The sequence below is a fragment of the Pseudarthrobacter sp. genome (assembly GCF_036675385.1).
In the GTDB taxonomy this organism is placed as follows: Bacteria; Actinomycetota; Actinomycetes; order Actinomycetales; family Micrococcaceae; genus Arthrobacter.
Window position 1 is genome coordinate 1 of sequence record NZ_JAKFFD010000010.1, and the last position, 17,838, is coordinate 17,838.

The 17,838-nt window shown below is 64.7% G+C and carries 16 protein-coding genes; 10 read left to right on the forward strand and 6 right to left on the reverse strand.

The window, feature by feature from the left end; translation table 11 throughout:
- A partial coding sequence (locus V6M49_RS01135; RefSeq protein ID WP_332759574.1) for a serine/threonine-protein kinase occupies positions 1-671 on the reverse strand: 671 nt, incomplete at its 3' end.
- Between the two features lie 208 nt (positions 672-879).
- Between V6M49_RS01135 and V6M49_RS01140 the strand changes: the two genes are divergently transcribed.
- Both V6M49_RS01140 and V6M49_RS01145 read left to right on the forward strand, forming a co-directional pair.
- A complete protein-coding gene (locus tag V6M49_RS01140) occupies positions 880-1,284 on the forward strand; it encodes a VOC family protein (protein ID WP_332759575.1) in 405 nt (134 codons plus the stop codon).
- 737 nt (positions 1,285-2,021) lie between these two features.
- Positions 2,022-3,344 carry an alpha-amylase family protein gene (locus V6M49_RS01145; protein WP_332759576.1) on the forward strand — a complete coding sequence of 441 codons (1,323 nt, stop codon included), beginning with the start codon at positions 2,022-2,024 and terminating at the stop codon, positions 3,342-3,344.
- A gap of 24 nt (positions 3,345-3,368) precedes the next feature.
- Here V6M49_RS01145 and V6M49_RS01150 read toward each other — a convergent pair whose 3' ends face one another.
- Together V6M49_RS01150 and V6M49_RS01155 are read right to left on the reverse strand one after the other, a co-directional pair.
- Positions 3,369-3,959, reverse strand: a complete 591-nt coding sequence (locus V6M49_RS01150; protein ID WP_332759577.1) for a dihydrofolate reductase family protein — start codon at positions 3,957-3,959, stop codon at positions 3,369-3,371.
- Between the two features lie 20 nt (positions 3,960-3,979).
- Positions 3,980-6,682 carry a PEP/pyruvate-binding domain-containing protein gene (locus V6M49_RS01155; protein WP_332759578.1) on the reverse strand — a complete coding sequence of 901 codons (2,703 nt, stop codon included), beginning with the start codon at positions 6,680-6,682 and terminating at the stop codon, positions 3,980-3,982.
- Positions 6,683-6,994: 312 nt separating this feature from the next.
- Between V6M49_RS01155 and V6M49_RS01160 the strand changes: the two genes are divergently transcribed.
- From V6M49_RS01160 to V6M49_RS01170, 3 genes are all read left to right on the forward strand, one after another.
- Complete coding sequence (locus V6M49_RS01160) at positions 6,995-7,609, forward strand: hypothetical protein (RefSeq protein ID WP_332759579.1); 615 nt, start codon at positions 6,995-6,997, stop codon at positions 7,607-7,609.
- 47 nt (positions 7,610-7,656) lie between these two features.
- A complete protein-coding gene (locus tag V6M49_RS01165; RefSeq protein ID WP_156380336.1) occupies positions 7,657-7,800 on the forward strand; it encodes a hypothetical protein in 144 nt (47 codons plus the stop codon).
- Between the two features lie 407 nt (positions 7,801-8,207).
- Positions 8,208-9,074, forward strand: a complete 867-nt coding sequence (locus V6M49_RS01170; protein ID WP_246848721.1) for an alpha/beta fold hydrolase — start codon at positions 8,208-8,210, stop codon at positions 9,072-9,074.
- 303 nt (positions 9,075-9,377) lie between these two features.
- On the opposite strand, the gene V6M49_RS01175 is transcribed toward V6M49_RS01170, so the two are convergent.
- Positions 9,378-10,076 (reverse strand): DUF2306 domain-containing protein, encoded by a 699-nt coding sequence (locus V6M49_RS01175; RefSeq protein WP_332759582.1) that lies wholly within the window; start codon positions 10,074-10,076, stop codon positions 9,378-9,380.
- Positions 10,077-10,549: 473 nt separating this feature from the next.
- Here V6M49_RS01175 and V6M49_RS01180 point away from each other — a divergent pair, with 473 nt between their 5' ends.
- The 4 genes from V6M49_RS01180 (at position 10,550) to V6M49_RS01195 (ending at position 13,726) form a co-directional block, all read left to right on the forward strand.
- On the forward strand, positions 10,550-11,779 hold the full coding sequence (locus V6M49_RS01180; RefSeq protein ID WP_332759583.1) for a GmrSD restriction endonuclease domain-containing protein: 1,230 nt from the start codon (positions 10,550-10,552) through the stop codon (positions 11,777-11,779).
- Between the two features lie 142 nt (positions 11,780-11,921).
- Positions 11,922-12,500, forward strand: a complete 579-nt coding sequence (locus V6M49_RS01185) for an excalibur calcium-binding domain-containing protein (RefSeq protein ID WP_442959684.1) — start codon at positions 11,922-11,924, stop codon at positions 12,498-12,500.
- Between the two features lie 121 nt (positions 12,501-12,621).
- Positions 12,622-12,951, forward strand: a complete 330-nt coding sequence (locus V6M49_RS01190; RefSeq protein WP_332759585.1) for a DUF4234 domain-containing protein — start codon at positions 12,622-12,624, stop codon at positions 12,949-12,951.
- A gap of 49 nt (positions 12,952-13,000) precedes the next feature.
- Entirely contained in the window at positions 13,001-13,726 is a 726-nt protein-coding gene (locus tag V6M49_RS01195; protein ID WP_332759586.1) for a hypothetical protein, read from the forward strand.
- Positions 13,727-13,807: 81 nt separating this feature from the next.
- On the opposite strand, the gene V6M49_RS01200 is transcribed toward V6M49_RS01195, so the two are convergent.
- On the reverse strand, positions 13,808-15,391 hold the full coding sequence (locus V6M49_RS01200) for a serine hydrolase domain-containing protein (protein WP_332759587.1): 1,584 nt from the start codon (positions 15,389-15,391) through the stop codon (positions 13,808-13,810).
- Positions 15,392-15,814: 423 nt separating this feature from the next.
- Here V6M49_RS01200 and V6M49_RS01205 point away from each other — a divergent pair, with 423 nt between their 5' ends.
- On the forward strand, positions 15,815-16,615 hold the full coding sequence (locus tag V6M49_RS01205; protein WP_332759588.1) for a hypothetical protein: 801 nt from the start codon (positions 15,815-15,817) through the stop codon (positions 16,613-16,615).
- A 120-nt stretch (positions 16,616-16,735) separates the two neighbouring features.
- Here the strand turns inward: V6M49_RS01205 and V6M49_RS01210 are convergent, their stop codons facing one another.
- The gene (locus tag V6M49_RS01210; protein WP_332759590.1) at positions 16,736-17,287 is read right to left on the reverse strand and encodes an AAA family ATPase; all 552 of its coding nucleotides are present in this window, start codon (positions 17,285-17,287) and stop codon (positions 16,736-16,738) included.
- Positions 17,288-17,838: the final 551 nt, after the last annotated feature.

A 17,838-nucleotide genomic window follows, 5' to 3' on the forward strand; every position in this document is an offset into this window, starting at 1 on the left:
TCCATCGACTGCTTGATGCATTCGAGCAGGACCAGCCCCAGCGAATAGATGTCTGTGGCAGGGGTGAGCGGGGAGCCCATGGCCTGCTCTGGGCTGAGGTACGCCGCGGTGCCCACCATGGCTCCGGTTGCGGTCAGGCGGGTTGCGTCAGCGATTCGTGCGATGCCGAAGTCGGCCACCTTGGCCCGCAATGGCTCACCGGGCCGGGTCTGTACCAAGAGGATGTTGCCCGGCTTGATATCGCGGTGGAGGATGCCAAGGCCGTGGACATAGGCCAGTGCGTCAGCGATGCCGGCTCCTATGACGGCGAGTTCGTCCAAGGGGACTTGGCTGTGCCTGATCCGGCTGCGCAGATCCTGGCCCTCCACCAGTTCCATCGTCAGGAACGGCCGGGGCTCCTCCGGGACGCGTTCGTCGACGCCGACATCGAACAGGGTCACGAGGCTGGGGTGGTTCAGCGTCGCCAGCAGCGTAATTTCAGCTTCCTGTCGTTTCAACGCGTCTGCGTCGGGAGCCTGGGGTGCGAAGAGCTTCAACGCCACGTCCCGGCCCAGGTTTTCGTCCCGAGCGCAGTACACGGACGACATGCCGCCGCGACCGATCACCTCGCCCAGCCGGTAACGTCCGCCGAGCACTTCAGTCCTGATGGAGCTGGGCGATTCCGCCACCATATCCGTTCCTCCCGGTGCGCTGCGGCACTGTCACCTAAAATCATAAGGCAACTTACTATGTTCCGCCTGCCTATGTGTGATCGACTCGAAGTACACGCGCTTCCTTGCCGAATGCATCACTGTCGAGCCAGCCGAGCCTGGTCTGAGGCCTAACGCCAGTCAGTAGTACGCATGGCACGGCACATCCGGTGGCGGTACTGTGAGGCGCATGGAGATGCGCCTTGAAGTTGTGCAAGTACCTGTGGCCGATGTCGACCGGTCGAAGTCGTTCTATACCGAGAAGCTGGGCTTTGTCCTTGACCACGACGTGGAGCACATCCCGGGAATGCGGGTCGTGCAGCTGACGCCGCCTGGTTCGGCTGCCTCGATAGTCATTGGTACAGGAATGACGAGCATGACGCCGGGCAGCCTCGAGGGCCTGCAGCTTGTGGTGCCCGACATTGGCGCGGTCCGAGCCGAGCTCGTCCGCCGGGGCGCCGATGTCAGCGAAATACAGGACATGGGTGGAGTGCAGTTTGCGTACTTTGCTGACCCGGATGGCAACCGCTGGGTCATTCAGGGCGCAACACCATCTGAGGTCCGGGATGCACATCTGAACGAGCCCGCATCCTAGCCGGCCGGATCCGCCGGGAGCGTAGGATAATGACGCGCATTCGGTTCTGGCAATGCATAGTTCCATCCCTACTTTTCACCATGCTGCTGACGTCATGCGGCGACAAGCTGACGGGCGGACCGGGAACTGCGGAACCCACGGCGAACTCCGCCAGCTCCGCTGCACCCAACAATTCCCCAACGCCCACCGGTTCAAGCCTTGGTTCAACGAGCAGCCTCGTTCCAAGCGCCGGCCCCTTCGCATGCGTTGACTGGGTCCGGTTCGAGACCCCTCAACGCCAATACGACAAGGCCGGGTTGGTGCTCATCGGAAAGCCTGTAAGCCGGGCCGGTGAGACCAGGATTTACGGTCACAAGGCCACGACCCACCTTGTGGAAGTCGAGCAGGTACTCAAAGGTGATCCCGGAGATGGGAACCTGCGCATCTCCTCCATGCCCCCGACATGCACTGGAGGAGAGTCCTACCCGGACGGCGATCCGCTCGATCCCAATCAGAGAGTCATCATTTTTGCGACCATGCAGGGCGGCGACTGGTTCACCATGACCCCCGCACAAGGAGTGTTGCCTTTCCAACAGGGCACAGAGCTTCCCTTTCACTAATGTGAGTCCAGCCGATCAGGCCCTCCGTTGCGGTCAGCCCGCGTCCTGGCCGATATAGGCTGGACGGGACGCCGGCCCGCCCGGGCTAGCCTGCCGCCTTCCCGGGCGGCCAGGAACGGACGGAAGGGTATCAGCGCCATGAACGAACCTGACTGGGTCCAGCACGCCATCTGGTGGCAGGTCTATCCCCTCGGCTTTGTCGGCGCGGAGAAGACCGCCACGCCGGATCCCGCCGCTGACCACCGGTTGCTGGACCTTGTCCCGTGGCTCGACTACGCGGTGGAACTCGGGGCGTCGGGGCTGGCCCTCGGCCCCATCTTCGCGTCGGAGACGCACGGGTACGACACCACGGATTACTTCCGGATCGATCCCAGGCTCGGATCCGAGCAGGACTTCGACACCCTGGTGGCAGAGGCACACCGTCGCGGACTGCGCATACTGCTCGACGGCGTCTTCAACCACACCGGGCGCTCCTTTGCGCCGTTCCAAAATGTCCTCGCGCGCGGGCCGGAGGCGGACACCGCCTCCTGGTTCTCGCTGGAGTGGCCCGACGGTGCCGCTCCCGGCGTCGAACCCGAGTACCGCGACTTCGAGGGCCACCACCACCTCGTGGCGCTCAACCATAACGAGCCGGCCGTCGCCGATTTCGTCGTAGAGGTCATGGAGCACTGGCTGCGCCGGGGTGCGGACGGCTGGCGACTCGACGCCGCCTATGCCGTCCCGTCGTCGTTCTGGGCTCCGGTCACCGCGCGCGTCCGGTCATCCCATCCGGACGCGTACTTCGTGGGCGAGTACATCCACGGCGACTATGCAGCGGAGGTCCGGTCCGGCGGACTCGATTCCGCCACGCAATACGAGCTCTGGAAGGCTGTCTGGAGTTCGCTCAATGACGCGAACTTCTTCGAACTCGCAGCCGCACTCGAGCGACACAACGCGCTCCTGGGCTCTTACGCACCGCTCACCTTCATCGGCAACCACGACGTCACCCGCATCGCGAGCAAGCTCACCGATGCCGCACTCGTGCCGCACGCCGTCGTCGTCCTGCTCACGGTCGGCGGAACGCCGTCCATCTACTACGGCGACGAGCAAGGCTACCGGGGCGTCAAGGAGGACAGGGCAGGGGGCGACGACGACGTGAGGCCGCTGTTCCCGTCCGCTCCCGACCAGCTCTCGGCCTTGGGACGACCCATCTTCGCCGTGCACCAGCAGCTCATCGGGGTGCGGAGACGGAACCCCTGGCTGCACCGTGCCACCACGGAGGTCCTCCAGCTCTCCAACGAGGTGCTGGCGTACCGCCTCGCGGTTGACGCCGATGCGCTCGTGGTCGCACTGAACCTCTCGCCCGACACCCAGCGGATCAGCGCCGCCGGCGCCACTTCCGTCGTCGCCGGACAGGCGACCGTCGATGTCGGTGCGAACGCCATCCTGGTGCCGCCGCGGGGGTGGGCCGTCCTGGGCTAAGCCAGCTGCGGGAGGACGCTCTATCTAGCGGACCACCCGGTAGCGCACGTGCGTCACGAGGCTCGTCCCGCTTACTTCCGTCGGCTCCAGCGTGAGGTTCCCGACGCCGTCGAGCAGCCGTTCGCCCGCCCCCAGGATGATGGGCGCGGTGTGGAGCCGCAGCTCATCGATCAGCCCCGCCGAGAGGTATTGCCGGGCGGTCTGCGCTCCGCCGGCGATGGCCACGTCCTTGCTCCCGGCGGCCTCCCGCGCCCGGGCCAGCGCCGATTCGATGCCGTCGGTCACGAAGTTGAACGTGGTGCCGCCCTGCATCTGCAGGGGCTCGCGTGGCTGATGGGTGAGAACGAAAACCGGTGCGTGATAGGGCGGCTCCTCACCCCACCATCCCCGCCAGTCCGCATCCCACGCCCCGGGACCTGCGAACATGTTCCGTCCCATGATGTAGGCGCCGGACGCGAGGATGCCGTCGATCGCGGCCGCGTTGGCCTCGGGTTCCTCGAACATCCACCGGTGCAGGAGCTCGCCGCCCTCGCCCAGCGGCTCCGAAGGGCTTTGGTGCGGGCCGGCGACGAAGCCGTCGAGGGAGATGGTCAGGTCGCACGTGACTCGGCTCATGCGCCCATCATGCCACCCGGTCACGGCTCCTGCGTAGGGCCCGGCTGCTCGATGGTGACGGTGCCGGCGTCGCCATCCACGCGGATCTGCTGGCCGCTGGTGAGCCGCTGGGTGGCCACTCCGGTGCCGAGCACGGCCGGGATGCCGTACTCCCGGGCCACGATGGAGCTGTGGCTCAACGGGCCGCCCACGTCGGTCACCACGGCGGAGGCCATCGCGAACAGCGAGGTCCAGGCGGGAGTGGTGATGCGGGCCACCAGGACCTCTCCGGGCTCCATCAGGGCGAAATCCTGAGGCCCCCGCAGGACACGGGCCGGGGCGGTGACCCGGCCCGCGCTCGCGCCCGTGCCCTTGATGATGTCGCCGAGTTGGTGCTGCGAGCCTGCAGGCATCATGGACCCGAAGGCCTTTTCCATCCACCGGCTCTCCGGGAGCAGTTGCGGGGCAGCGGCCTTCACCTGGCCCCGCCACAGCATCTTGCGCTCCTCGACGGCGGCGGCGCGGACGGGGCGGTCGGCCCCGGTAATGGCCACGGCGCCCGGTGCACCCGGTGCGCCCGGTGCGCCCGGTGCGGCCAGGCCGAACTCGACGGCGCTGCGCAGCTCCCGGTGCCGCAGCCAGAACACGTCGGCGGGCTCGGCGATGACCGCGGAGTCCACCAGCCGCTGCCCGAGTTCGAGCAGCATCCGCCGCAGCAGCGGCCAGGCCAGGCCGACGTCGGCCAGGGCATCTTCGCGGATCGGGGCTGTGTTCTGGGCCCACCGGAGCAGCCGGAGGAACGCGGCCCGGCGGCGCGGCCCGAGCCGGGTGAAGATCCGGCTGGTGGCGATCTCCCTGCGGTCGGCCGACAGCCGCTGCCGCTCGTGCGGGTCAGTGCCCTGCCCGCGCAGGTAGAACTTCACCGTGTCCAGCAGCGCTGACGGATCGTCGGCCGGCACCGGGCTGGCGAAGTCCAGGTTGTACACCGCATGGCCGAACCGGCCGAGGTGGTCCTGGAAGCGCGGACGCCACAACTGCCACAACGGCTCACTGAACCCGGCAGGCGGGAAGCCCGTTCGCTGGGACTCGGCCAACGCCGTCGTCGGTTCATGGAGGATCGCCGCGGCGAGCCCGGGGACGCCGCGGGCCCAAGCGGCCAGATCGTACAGCGACTTCTCCGCCCGGATGGGTTCGCTGTCGTAGCCGAGGATGAACGTCAGGGCGGGGGGATCCCCCTCGCGCCGGACGAACTTGTCGTAATACGCCCCGAAGGAGATTTCGCTGGTCGCGGCGAGCGGAATGACTGACTGCACGGCTGTGTAGTACACGGTGCCGGCGTCCAGCAGCGCCTGAACCCCCTCGAGCAGTTCCGCACCGGAGAGCTCCGCAACGGGCTTCGCGGACCAGTCCTTGATCACGCGTTCGTAGCGGGGATGCGAGAATTCGCGCCAGCCGGCCACCCCCATGTGCGCCTGGCCGCGGGCCAGCGCGCGTACCGCCTTCAGCGCCTTGCCCATCACCCGCCACATCCCCGACGTGCGGTAGTAGTAATAGGCGTAGCCGTTGATGGTGGGCAGTCCCACGTCGTCCTCGCGGATGACGTTCGTGCCCACGGCCTCGTTCATCAAGGCCCGCAACGAGCGGGACACCGAGCCGTCAATCAGGTCGGCGAAGAGCGGCGAGAGCGGGTCCGGCAACTGTTCCACGATGCTCGCCCGGAAGTACATCCCCCTCGGATAGGGCACGGGCCACGTGTCCGGGGTATCGGCAGCCGGTTCGGGCAGCGCCGTGATGGGGCGGGACTGCAGGATGAAAAACTCGCCCCCGGCCCGTGCCCACTCGATGTCCTGCGGTGCCCCGAAATGATCCGCACTCCGGGTTCCGTGGCGGGCCAGTTCGGCTGCTGCCCGGTCGTCCAGTACGGGCGCACGACGGCGGGCTGCCGCCACCGGCTGCTCCCGGGTGCCGTGCTCGGCGTAGACAGTCATAACCGCCTTGTCGGCCGTGTGCCGCGACACCACGGTGCCAGTCCCGGCGTCGACCACGAGGTCATCCGTGGTGACGGACCCGCTGACCACGGACTCGCCTAAACCCCACGCGGCACTGATGGCGATCTGGTCGCGGCGCCCGTTGGCCGGGTTGGCGGTAAACATGACCCCCGCGGCCTCGGCCTCGACCATCCGCTGGATTACCACCGCGAGGCGCACCGAGTCCGGTCCGATGCCTTCGCGGGCGCGGTAGGCCATGGCGCGCGCCGTCCACAGGGAGGCCCAGCATTCGATCACGGCCGCGGACAGCGCCTCGGCCCCGCGGACGTTCAGGTAGGTTTCCTGCTGCCCGGCGAAGCTGGCTGCGGCGAGGTCCTCGGCCGTGGCGGAGGAACGCACCGCAACGGCCGTTTCCCCGCCGTCGTCGAGACGCGCGTCACTGAGCCGCCCGTAGGCGGCGCCGAGTTCCGCCGCGATGTCCGCCGGCATGGTGCCGGCCGTGACCAGGGTTCGGATCCGCTCCGAGGCGTCCGCGTAGTCTTGGGGCGCCGCCTGCGGTGACAGGGTGGCCAGTTCCTGGATGCGGGCCTCAAGGTGGTTGGCCTCCACAAAATGCGAATACGCTGCGGTGTTCAGCACAAACCCGGGAGGGACCGGGAGACCGGCCTGAAGGAGGCCGCCCAGGCCCACGGCCTTGCCGCCGGCCATGGCGATGTCGGCTGCTCCCATATCGGCCAAACTGTTGACGTAGGTCATGACCGCGCGTCCTTACTGCCCGGTTATGGGGCGCCTGCAGCGAACCTGATTCTCCACATACTGGCACTGCCGCGGACAAGAGGCCATAGACTCGGGGTCATGTCAGCTCTTTGGGGGATGCAGACTCGGCACGGACGAGTCCTGTTGGTTGTGGCCGTTCTCGTCGTTCCGCTTGCGGGGTGTGAGTACAGCGGCCCGGATGAGCGGCCGGCTCAACCATCCTCGCCGGCAGCGACACCCCAGCCCCGGTCCTTCGATGAAAATGCCGCTGAAGTGGCGCGTCTGCTCGGGGCACCGGCATCGGATCCCGGCATGCCGTCGGAAGCAGAGCCGGCCGGGAAACTTTCCCTTGTTCTGGCGCCGGGAGACTACACGGTCACGGGCGCCTGTGCCGGCGTTTACGGGGCCAAACTCACCATGGTGAAGGCTGACGGCATACCGGAGGCCGCGAACTTTGAGTGCGACGCCCCGCTGGACCGGTTCATGAGGCACCCCGGCGGGCCCATCACCATCAGCGCGGTCCCGCCGACGGGCAGGCCGTCCGCAACTGGGGTCAAAGTGCAGGCCAACACGGACCCGCGGGCTTCGGAGATGGAGGACTTTTCAGAGTGGTCGGTGCAGCAGCTGCAACCGTATTTGCCCGGTGAGTTGCGTGGTTCCATCAGCGCGAACTCAACCACCACCGGAACACTCATGGCCAAACCGGGCCAGTACGAACTGCATTTCGTCTGCGCAGGACCACCAGGGGCCGAGCTGTCGGCGGCCACTGCGGCGGGTGCTGAAGTTCTGGCCCCCGTGCAGGTCCCGTGCAACGGTCAGGTGTTCACGGCGCCCGTGGTGCTGCCCACCGAGGGAGTGGACCTGACCATGAGCACGGGCGGTGGCCTGGACGGCCGCTTCACCTACAAGCTGGTTCCAGCCGCGTAGCCGTGTCTTTGGATTCACTCCCGCCGTGGCGCACATAAGCTCGATACATGGGCAAAAACCAGCACAGCGAGTTGGAAGGGCAGACGTCGATTAACGAGCTGCTCGACAAGCCCATCGGCGACACCCACATCCAGCTGGTGCTGCCCATCCACGTCCAGCTCCGGCCAGGGGAATTCCGCCGCGTGTCCTGACGCGGTGGAACAGGATCGCAGAGCACGACGGCGGCACCCGGGTTGGGTGCCGATGGTCGCCTTGGCGCATGAGCCAGCACCGAAATCCGGACAATCCGACAGGGGACAACCATGAGCTATGTGCGAAAGCTGACCTTCAACCTCAGAGTGCGTGGATTGTCGGAACCGGAGATCGCCGACGTACTGGATGACGTGCGGGCGCATGGGGCCGCCACCGGGACTGCCGCGGAAGCCACCTTTGGCACAGCCGAGGAGTACGCGAAGCTTCAGGAGCGACGTCCGCGATTTCGTCGGCCCGGTATCGCTCCTGCCAGCCACGGGGGTCATTCTGGCATGTGTCCTGGCTGGGTTCCTGACCGATTACTTTCAGCCTGCGCAGAGCTCCCGCGGCTGAGGTGAAGCTTTCAATGATGCATTCCGTTGAATTTGGATCCGGCACTCCGATCCTGATGATCCATGGCTTCTGCGTGGATCATCACCTGTTGCTGGGGCTCGATTCCGTATTTGCCCTGCAAGGACGGTGGAGACGCGTTTATGTTGACCTTCCGGGCATGGGCCAGTCCCCAGCAGGGCCCGAGGTTGACAGCGCAGATGCCGTCGCGGAAGCCGTTGTCTCCTTCGCACGGACAACTTTCGGAGACGAAAAATTCGCGGTCCTGGGCAATTCATTTGGCGGGATGATCGCCCGGCACGTTGTGGCTGAATTCGGCGACCAGGTCCTGGGCCTCGCACTCCTTTGCCCGGTGGCAGTGGCCGAGCACGGGGCACGAACTGTGCCGGCCCAAACTGTCCTGCAAAAGGACCAGGTCCTTGTGGCGTCCTTAGACCCCCGGGACGCGGCGGACTACGAGGAGATGGCAGTGGTCCAATCTATGGAGAACTGGCTCCGGTTCCGCGAATCCGTGCTCCCCGGCTTGCGGGCCTTTGACCAGGCGGCCGTCCAACGAATTTCGAGCAGTTATGCCCTGGGTCGAGAGCCAGAGCATCGATCCCCGAAGTTCCAACGCCCAACCGTGATTATTACGGGACGCCAAGACCACGTGGTGGGGTTCCAGGATCAGATCGCCCTTTCCGGCCACTACGTGCAATCCACGTTTGCGGTTCTCGACCGGGCCGGCCACAACGCACATCTTGACCAGCCGGCACTCACCGGTGCCCTCCTCGGCGAGTGGCTTGTCCGTATGGAGGATGGGATGCGAGACGATCCGTCTGGCGCTAGGGCTTCGTTGCCTTCCACCCGATTATCGCCAGGCATCAATGGCGGACCTTCCTGACTCTCAGGCCGCGTCGTCTCGACGGAGTTCCAGTGTTCTGGTCCGCGATCCGGCGGAGGCGGCGCCAGCGGATGCCGTTACGAAGGTGAGCCTGGTCAGTGGGATGCGCCGGATGCACCGGCCTCGATCCACTCCTACGGTGGCGAGTCCGGAGGATAACCACCAGCGTCACGCCCAGCCAGGCGAACGCTGCCCCGAAGACGAGGAAAACCGCCGGGATTGTGTCCATGATTAAGTTTAGATCCCAACCCGTAAGCGCACTTACTAGACCTTAGGCACCTGGCCAGCGGCCGCCGTCGGGAATTACGACGACGGCGCACGGCTTGGGAGCGCCGCTCGCGTTGGTACTTGGGCGCGCCGGTGGATGAAGTATTCGGCCACCGCCAGGCTGAGTACCCATGATGCGCCAATCAGAAGCGCCCGGGTCAGTTCGTCAACCGGCCCCACCAGGAGAATCCACGGAATGGTCACCACAACAATGGTTCCCTGGGCGATGCCGATGGCGTACGCCCGCGACATCCATTCGCTGTGCCGGACGTAGTTCCGGCGCCGCACGGCGATGAATCCCAGGACAATGAACGCCACCATGGCGGACCCGAAGGCCAGCCGAAGGACAAGTAGAAGCGGCCCGTCTAGGGGCGGGAGATCGTAGAAAACTGCCATCCACAAACCCGACAGGGCGGCGAGCAGGCCGGTGGGGGCAAGAATGCGTCCCGCGATTTTGTGCCAGCTGGCCCTGCCGCGCTTGCCCCGTCGAAGCGAGGGAACGAACTGAAACGCCCCCAGCACCAGGTACACCGTGACGGAGGGGATATGGATCAGCACGGGGATTGGCGAATCGAAGAACCGCGCGTTATCCGGCGTGATCTGACCTCCCGAGAGCTCGGTCAGTCGCACGGTCCCGGCGATGACCGGGACGAGGCTGAGGAGGATCAGGGCGGCAGGTACGAGCCAGCGGGTGCGGGGGCTTTGACGGGAGCGGGGAAGGGTTGCAGATTTCATGAGTTCGCTTCTCTGGATCGCAATTTGGAGAGTTGGCGCCGGAATACGGTGCCCAGCACCACGCTATTCGTACGGCCAACGTACTGCATCCGGTCCGGATAGACGATAGGCACGAGGCCTCTTCGTAAATATGGGAAAACAGCAAAGTACGTCCTCCCTTAGCGCCTATTTCCATTATTAAGCCCCGAATTCCCCGATCGACGAACCGCTCAAGATTAGCTCAAGACTGGATCAATGTTGTGCCAGGATCCGCGAAGTATCCGCCGTTCGCAGCCGCCGCAGAAATAGGGTCTTCAGTGACGCAAGCGTCGACAGGGTAAAAGCCCGGCTAATTGTCGGGCTTTTACTATTTGGGGGAAATAATGTCGAACAATGAAGTGCTCTGGGCTCCAGCATCTGGTGGTCCCGGGCCAAGACCACCACGAAAGCCGCGCGCTTCCACGTTCATTGTCGGAGGCATTACTGCGCTCTTTGTGATCATCGGGGCGTTCAGCGGCGGAGTTGGAGGCGCGCTGGTATTCCTGGCCATCTCCGGTGCACTTACCGGCCTCTACATTTTGGTGACCGGGCGGCGTTCCTGGGCGTGGCTTCCTGCCAAGCGGAGGTCAGGGGCCATGGCCCTTGCGGTCTCCTTCGCTCTCTTTATCGGCGGCGCCGTCGCGTTGCCGCGTACGAACGCGGAGGACCTTCAGGCAGCTTCCTCGGACTGGAATACCACGCCGGGAACCGCCACAGCGAGCGCGTCTGCAAAAGCCACGCCGACGCCGTCGTCCGTTCCAACCGCGCAGGCCACGGGCGCCCCGCTTGATCCTGAGACTCCAAGCCTCGTGGCGAACGACGTCACGGCTCCGAAGACGCAGCCCGCCTTTGCTACCAAGGCGATCGACCTGCTGTCAACCCTTCCCATCAAGGGCCGGGCACCGAAGACAGGATATGACCGCGCGCTCTTTGGGCAGGCCTGGGCAGACGTAGACCGTAACGGCTGTGACACGCGGAATGACACGCTCAAACGCGACCTTACGGGGATCATTTACACCAACAGCGTGCCTTGCAAGGTCCAGTCCGGCACTCTGGCGGACCCCTACACGGGTACCACCATCAGCTTCCTGCGGGGGATTGCCACCAGCAGCGCCGTCCAGATCGACCATGTTGTTGCCCTCAGCGACGCCTGGCAGAAGGGCGCGCAGCAGCTGACCGTGGAGCAGCGGACAGCCTTCGCCAATGACTCCCTGAACCTCCAGTCCACGGACGGTCCCACCAACATGAAAAAGGGCGACGGCGACGCCGCCACTTGGTTGCCGCCCAACAAGGGCTTCCGGTGCGAATACGTGGCCCGGCAGATTTCGGTGAAGGCAACGTACAGCCTGTGGGTCACCCAGGCGGAGCACGACGCGATGGCCAGGATCCTGGCCGACTGCTCCGGGCAGCTCGCACCAACTAACCAGCAGGCACCAGTCGCCGCGGCCCCGGCCCCGGCACCAGCGCCTGCACCGGCGGTGGCAGCTGCAACTGTGGTGCCTGCTCCTGCCCCGGTTGCTCCCGCGCCCGTTGTGCCGGCACCTGCTCCCGCAGCGCCGGCCGCCGCTTACTACGCCAACTGCACCGCTGCCAGAGCAGCCGGCGCCGCACCGATCTATGCCGGCCAGGCCGGCTACCGGGCCGGGCTCGATCGTGATTCCGACGGCGTGGCCTGCGAGAGCTAGCCACGCCCAAATTACTTCACCAATTTAGAAAACTTTCCAAGGGGGAAAAATGAAGAAGACACTGACATTAATTGTGCTTACCGGCCTCATCCTGACTGGATGCAGTGGAAAGCAGGCTTCAGCAATTTCAAGCGCTGACGCAGTGGCTGTTGAGACTGTCACTGTTCCAGGGGTGCTGAGCCTGACCCTAGACAAGGCCACGGATCAACTGGAAGATCTCGGGTTCAAGGTCGAGGCTGTGGACACGGTCGACGGCAAGTCGATCATCATCGAGAAGGACTGGCAGGTGACGTCCCAAGACCCCTCGGAAGGCGCACAGGGGGCAAAGGGCTCCACCGTTCACCTCGGCGTCAAGAACCTTGAGAAAGCTGCGGCGGAAAAGGCCACTGCTGATAAGGCCGCCGCCGACAAGGTGGCAGCAGAGGCGGCTGCTGCAGCAAAGGTTGTGGCGGACAAGGCTGCTGCCGAGAAAGCTGCGGCAGATCAGGCAGCCGCGCAGCAAGTTGCAGCCCAGAAAGCTGCCGAGGCAGCCGCACAGCAGGCTGCCCAGCAGGCGGTCGTAAAGCCAGCACCCGTAGTCCAGGCACCAGCCCCGGCAGCGGCCTACTACGCCAACTGTGCGGCGGCCAAGGCTGCTGGTGCCGCTCCGCTGTACGCGGGACAGCCTGGCTACAGCACAGGGCTCGATCGCGATCGCGACGGCGTGGCCTGCGAGAGCTAGCGCTGCCTCACTACGTCAGCTTGCATGCACGGATTTCGTTCGCGAACAGACCCTTGAGTCAAAAGGCGTTCGAAGACCAACAGTGCGAAAGTTTTTGGAAGACTCAATCACTAGGAGAATCATGAAATATCGCAGCATCGCAGCGCCCTTACTTTTGCCTCTCATCACGTTCGGTATTTATTCTTTGGTGTGGAGTGTAAAGACAAAGAACGAAATGAATAAGTACGGCACTGCAATACCCACGGCGTGGTTGCTGATCGTGCCGATCGCCAACATTGTCTGGCTGTGGAAGTATTCAGTCGGCGTTGAGGTGTTCACCCGCCAAGGCCTCGGACGTCACGCCGCCTTCTGGCTTATGTTCCTCTTGGGCTCCATCGGCTCAGCTATTGTGCAGCACGAATTCAATAGGAAGATTTCGCCGGCTTCCCTTAGCGTGCCTGTCTCCGCCTGACATACGGGCAAGTGCTGGCCACATGACATCCGACAAGGAGATACCGCCTGTGAACACTTCAGAAGCTAACAATTCGCCGCAGGACGAGCCACGTCAATCAGAGGAACCTCACCCGGAACCGAACAGCCTTGCCAACAGTTCGACAGCAGTCGGAGCACCAGACGCAAATGATGTACAGGAACTGCAGACCAAAATCTGCCGCAAATGCAGTGTTCAAAGTCTGACTCTTGGTGGCTATTGCCCGAGTTGCGGCACCCCGTACATCGCCCAAAGCCGCTTCGCGAACGTAAACAAGCGCATTGTGCTTATTGCTGCAGCTGTTCTCATTGTTGTGATCGCGGGAATCGGAATCACAGTAAACATTCAGCATACAAACCAGGTCAACGCGGAGCAGGCTGCCGCAGCGTCAGCGGCCGAAGCCGAGAACAAGCGGCAGGCCGAGGCCACGAGGGCAGCGGCCGCTGCGACAGCTGCAAAACAAGCCGCTGATACGTCCAGGCGAGCACAACGAAAGGTGATTATCACAGCCCTGGAGGACTCAGTTCTTAAGGACGCAGAGTCACGCGTCACCAAGGGGGTCCTCGAGGGGCCGATCACGCGGGCTTCCTGTACTCCGCTGGGAGGAGGTTCCTCCGATGACTTGACGGCTATCACTGGCACGTTCCAATGCATCGCAGTCAACAAGACCGAACCAGATGGCTCGTCATCGGGGTACCGTTTCTCGGCAACTGTCAATTGGAATGATGCTAGCTATTCGTGGCACCTGGGCAGCTGACAGAAGAACCGTCGGCGTAACCCCGGTGGCGGGGTTCAGCGTCGAATCGGAAGAGGGCGCCGCCGGTGCTGTTCACGGTGGTTAAGCCGGTGCAGTAGCGGCGGCGCCCCGCATCTTGGACAGCAGCCAGACCGACCGCGGGATGGGCCAGAGGACTGCCAGCGCGAGCACCGGTATCAGCGAAACGCCGACGTCGGGAAACTGGCGGATGATCACAAACAAGTGGGTATCGAACCGGGCCGGAGCGTAGACCAGGCACAGCCACAGCGCGAACCCGTCGAGCGCGAGAGCAGCAGCTCCCCACGCCAACGGAACCCAGCGTTTCCGGGACGGAGCGCGCCGCCGGAGGAGGAAACGCAGCGCCAGCCCCATGCTCACCAACTCCGCCAGCAGCAGCGCCAGCGACACCGCCCAGCTGTAGCGCTGCAGCCAGTCCTCGAACACCACCGCGGGCACGGGGACCCGCCCGTGGAGGATCCGCAGGACGTTGGTGTCGATGGCCTTCAGCCGCGACGGGGCGGCGGTGTCATTGCCGTTGATGACCAGCGCAACGCCAAGGCGGGACTCCGGGACCATGCCCAGGTAGGTGTGGCTGTTGCCCCATTCGCCCTGGTGCTCCAGCACCAGCGGCAGGTCCGCCTCGGGCACAGGTGGTGCTGCGGGATCGACGGACTCCACGAGCGGGCGGGTGAACCATCCCATCGCGTACCCCTTGGACCCGTCCACCTGCACGAGAGGCTCGAACATCGCCTCCAAGCTTTCGGGCCGGAGGATACGGGCATCGCCGTATCGCCCGCCGTCGAGCAGTGCGGTCAGCTGGTGGCCCAGGTCCTCGGCGGACGAGTACAGGGTGGACGACGGCATCCCGGTGGTTGGCGCGGGCACATCGGCCTGGCGCCAGAACGAGCCAAACCACAGCGAGTAGCCGGCGGCCGCATTGTCCGCGCGCGCGGCAGCCTGGGTGGGATGGCTGTGCGTCATCTCCAGCGGCCCGAAGACATGCTGCTCCAGGTACTCGCTGAAGGGCTGGCCGGAGACTGTCTGCACCAGGAGGCCCAGGATGTTGAAGTTGGCGCTGGCGTAGTGGAAGGCCTCGCCGGGTTCGCCGGCGAGCGGGGCACTTGAGAGGGCCCGAACCCCTTCTTCGAGAGCCTCCGGGCCCTGTGCGTCGGAGGCTTCAAAGGCCGTGTCCTTGGATGACATGCCGCTGGCCTGGTGGAGCAGGTGGCGGACCGTGATGGCTTGCGAGCGGCTGTCGTTCAGCGTGAACCAGGGCAGGTACGTCTGCACCGGCTCATCCAGCCGCAGCCGGCCGGCCTCCACCTGCTGCATCACGGCGATGGCCGTGAGTGACTTGCTGGTGGAGGCCAGCAGCACCGGCGTCTGGGCGGTCATCGGGCGCCCGGAGTCGTCGGCCCGGCCGAATGCGGCGGAGTGCACCTGGACGCCGTCCCGGACGACGGCGATGGCGGCCCCCGGAATCCCGAGGGTGTCCAGTTGCTCCCGGAGGAAGGTGTTCAGCGCGCTGTAGGTCTGCTCGGGGCTCGCGGGTCCTGTGGCCGGCGGGTCGGCAGGGTTAGGTGCCGGCGGGGTGGCGCCGCCGAGGATCCCCACGGTCAGCAAGCACAACAGGAGACAGCGCGCTGACCAGGAAATAGCTCGCATGCCCGCACCTGCACTTCGGCTGACCGTCCCTTCACGGTATGGCCTCGCCTGGGGGAAAACAATGCATCCATGCCTCGGCGTGGGGGAGTACGACGGCGGCGCCCCGGGTTGGGCGCCGACGGTCGACTTAGGTGTACATGAAGGAACCCGCTGTGGTGAGCCTTTCGCCGGTTTTCTATGCTCCGCCATCAGAGCATCGGCAAGATTGCCTTCGCGGCATGGGTGGAGGCTCACAAGGATGAGCGACTACAACGCGGCATAAATCGAGACGGAGAAGATCACAGGGCACTTTGGCACCGCTGGATGGATGAAGAGGACAAATTCTTCGCCGCGGATGAAACGCGACTCCGGGCTGACCTCAAAGTTCCTGGAAATTAGGGCAAGCGAGACCGCCGTTCCCTGCTCACCTCGTATAGTGATCGGGTGCATCCTCCGATCGAAACCCAAGCTGAATTCCATGCCGCCGGGACTCCGCTAAAGCTGGAGGGCGGCCGGGGAACGGCCTGGAGAGTCGGCAATGTGACCCTGAAGCCTCTTGATGTGCTTCCCGAGGAGCTGCTCTGGTTGGACGAAGTCGCGCGCGAACGTAGCGTCGGCAGCGAGGTGCGCCTGAGCCTTCCGATCAGAAGCCGGTCTGGGAAACTGATTGTAGATGGCTTCACAGCGTTCCCTTACCTCGCTGGTGAGCATCAGCCCGGAAGATGGCTGGAACTGGCGGGAATTGCCCGTGACTTCGCCGCGCTTTTTGCTGAAGTGGAGCGCCCGGACTTCATCGATATGCGAACTCACGCCTGGGCCAGAGCTGACCGTTTTGCCTGGGGAGAATATGATGGTCCGCCGATCGCAGCCCCCTACGTGGCAGACCTGGTGAGCGCGCGGCGGCAGGTGTTCGATTCCCCTGGCATCATTCACGGTGATCTGACCGGAAACGTCTTGTTCGATTCCGCTCTTCCGCCCGCCGTCATCGATTTGACCGTCTACTGGCGTCCCGTGAACTACTCAGTGGCCGTGATCGCCGTTGACGCCGTCTGCTTCGAGGGTGCGCCGCTGTCACTGCTCGAAACGATCAGCCCGGCGCGGGACTTTCCGCAATACCTCGTCCGAGCTTTGCTGTTTCGGCTCGTGGCCGACTGCCTCAATGGCCGACCAGCATCTGAATACGGCGCCTACGACCGCGCCGTTTCACGCGTCCTTGAAGTCGCCGAGGGTTCGGAACCGGGCTGATCGATAACCCTAACTCGCTCAGGCGCCGCGCTCTGGAAGGCTAGGAACGTGATTGCCATCGAGCCTACCCCGGCACAGCAGGGCTACCAGGGTACGGCAAGCCGGAGGCTCCTCGGGCACCTAGCGCAGCTTGGGAAGTCCGTCGATCACCCGCTCCGCGATGTCATATGAAGACAATTCCTCGGTGTCGAACTGGACGTCATGGGCAATGTCCGGCCGCGTCTGCTCGAACCGCCGATACATTCGCCGGAGAAATTCCGGGTCCTTTGATAGCCCACGCGTCGGGTCTTGGATGACCCGTGCCAGGGCGGTTTCGTACGTCGCCGTGATCAGCACCTTCCGGACGCTGACATCCGAGCCAACGTGACGCATGATCTGCTCGATCTCCTCAGGTGTTGCAGGCCCCTCGGCGATCACGGTCGGGATCGGCTTTTCCAGCCAGGCACCAACAAGCTGCCCGTGGACCTCGTGTGCCCAACTCCAATTGGCCAGTGTCGGCAATGCCATCTCGGCGACGGTGTCCAGACCAACCACGGCCACCGCCTCGCCGCTGCTACGCAGCTTGTCAGCGACAGTGTTCGCCAAAGTGCTCTTTCCTGACGCGATCGGTCCGATGATGAGCACGAGGCGGCGTGCGGGGACGGCGACGTGTGGAAGTGGATGAGGATTCATCCCCCAAGTGAAGGCGCCGCGGCCCGTGCCTGCAACTCAGATACCCCGGCCCGCCGTCGTGAGCGCGTCGAATGCCGTCAGGAACTGCCAAAACGGCGGCAGGAATCGGATAAAGACCTTCGAGGGGTCAGGGGTTCGAATCCCCATAGCTCCACTATTGAACACATCAACCCCACGCTGGCTGGCGATCCGTGCCCGGCTTGGCCGGCGGGTGGTGACCACGGCACACCTGTATCCTGACAATGAAGGTTGAATGGCTCCAGCGGCCATCAACCAAGCTCGGTTCGCGGCCGGATGACGGTCCGGAATCTTGGGCCGTCGCCTTCCACGTCGTGGAATCACCGCCGCAATCGTCAGTCGCCGATCGGCCCCTCGAAATCTTGGAATGGATCCAAATCACTACCGACACACCAGCTCCCGTGGGAATCCCGACGTCGGCCCTCCAGCCCGCGCACACAGCTGCGGCGGATCAGCCCGCCGTCGTGTCCTGGGTCGAGGCTGGCGAGAGCAACACCGCGCGGTGGCGCTCGGCGAACGGCAGGCCGGCGCCG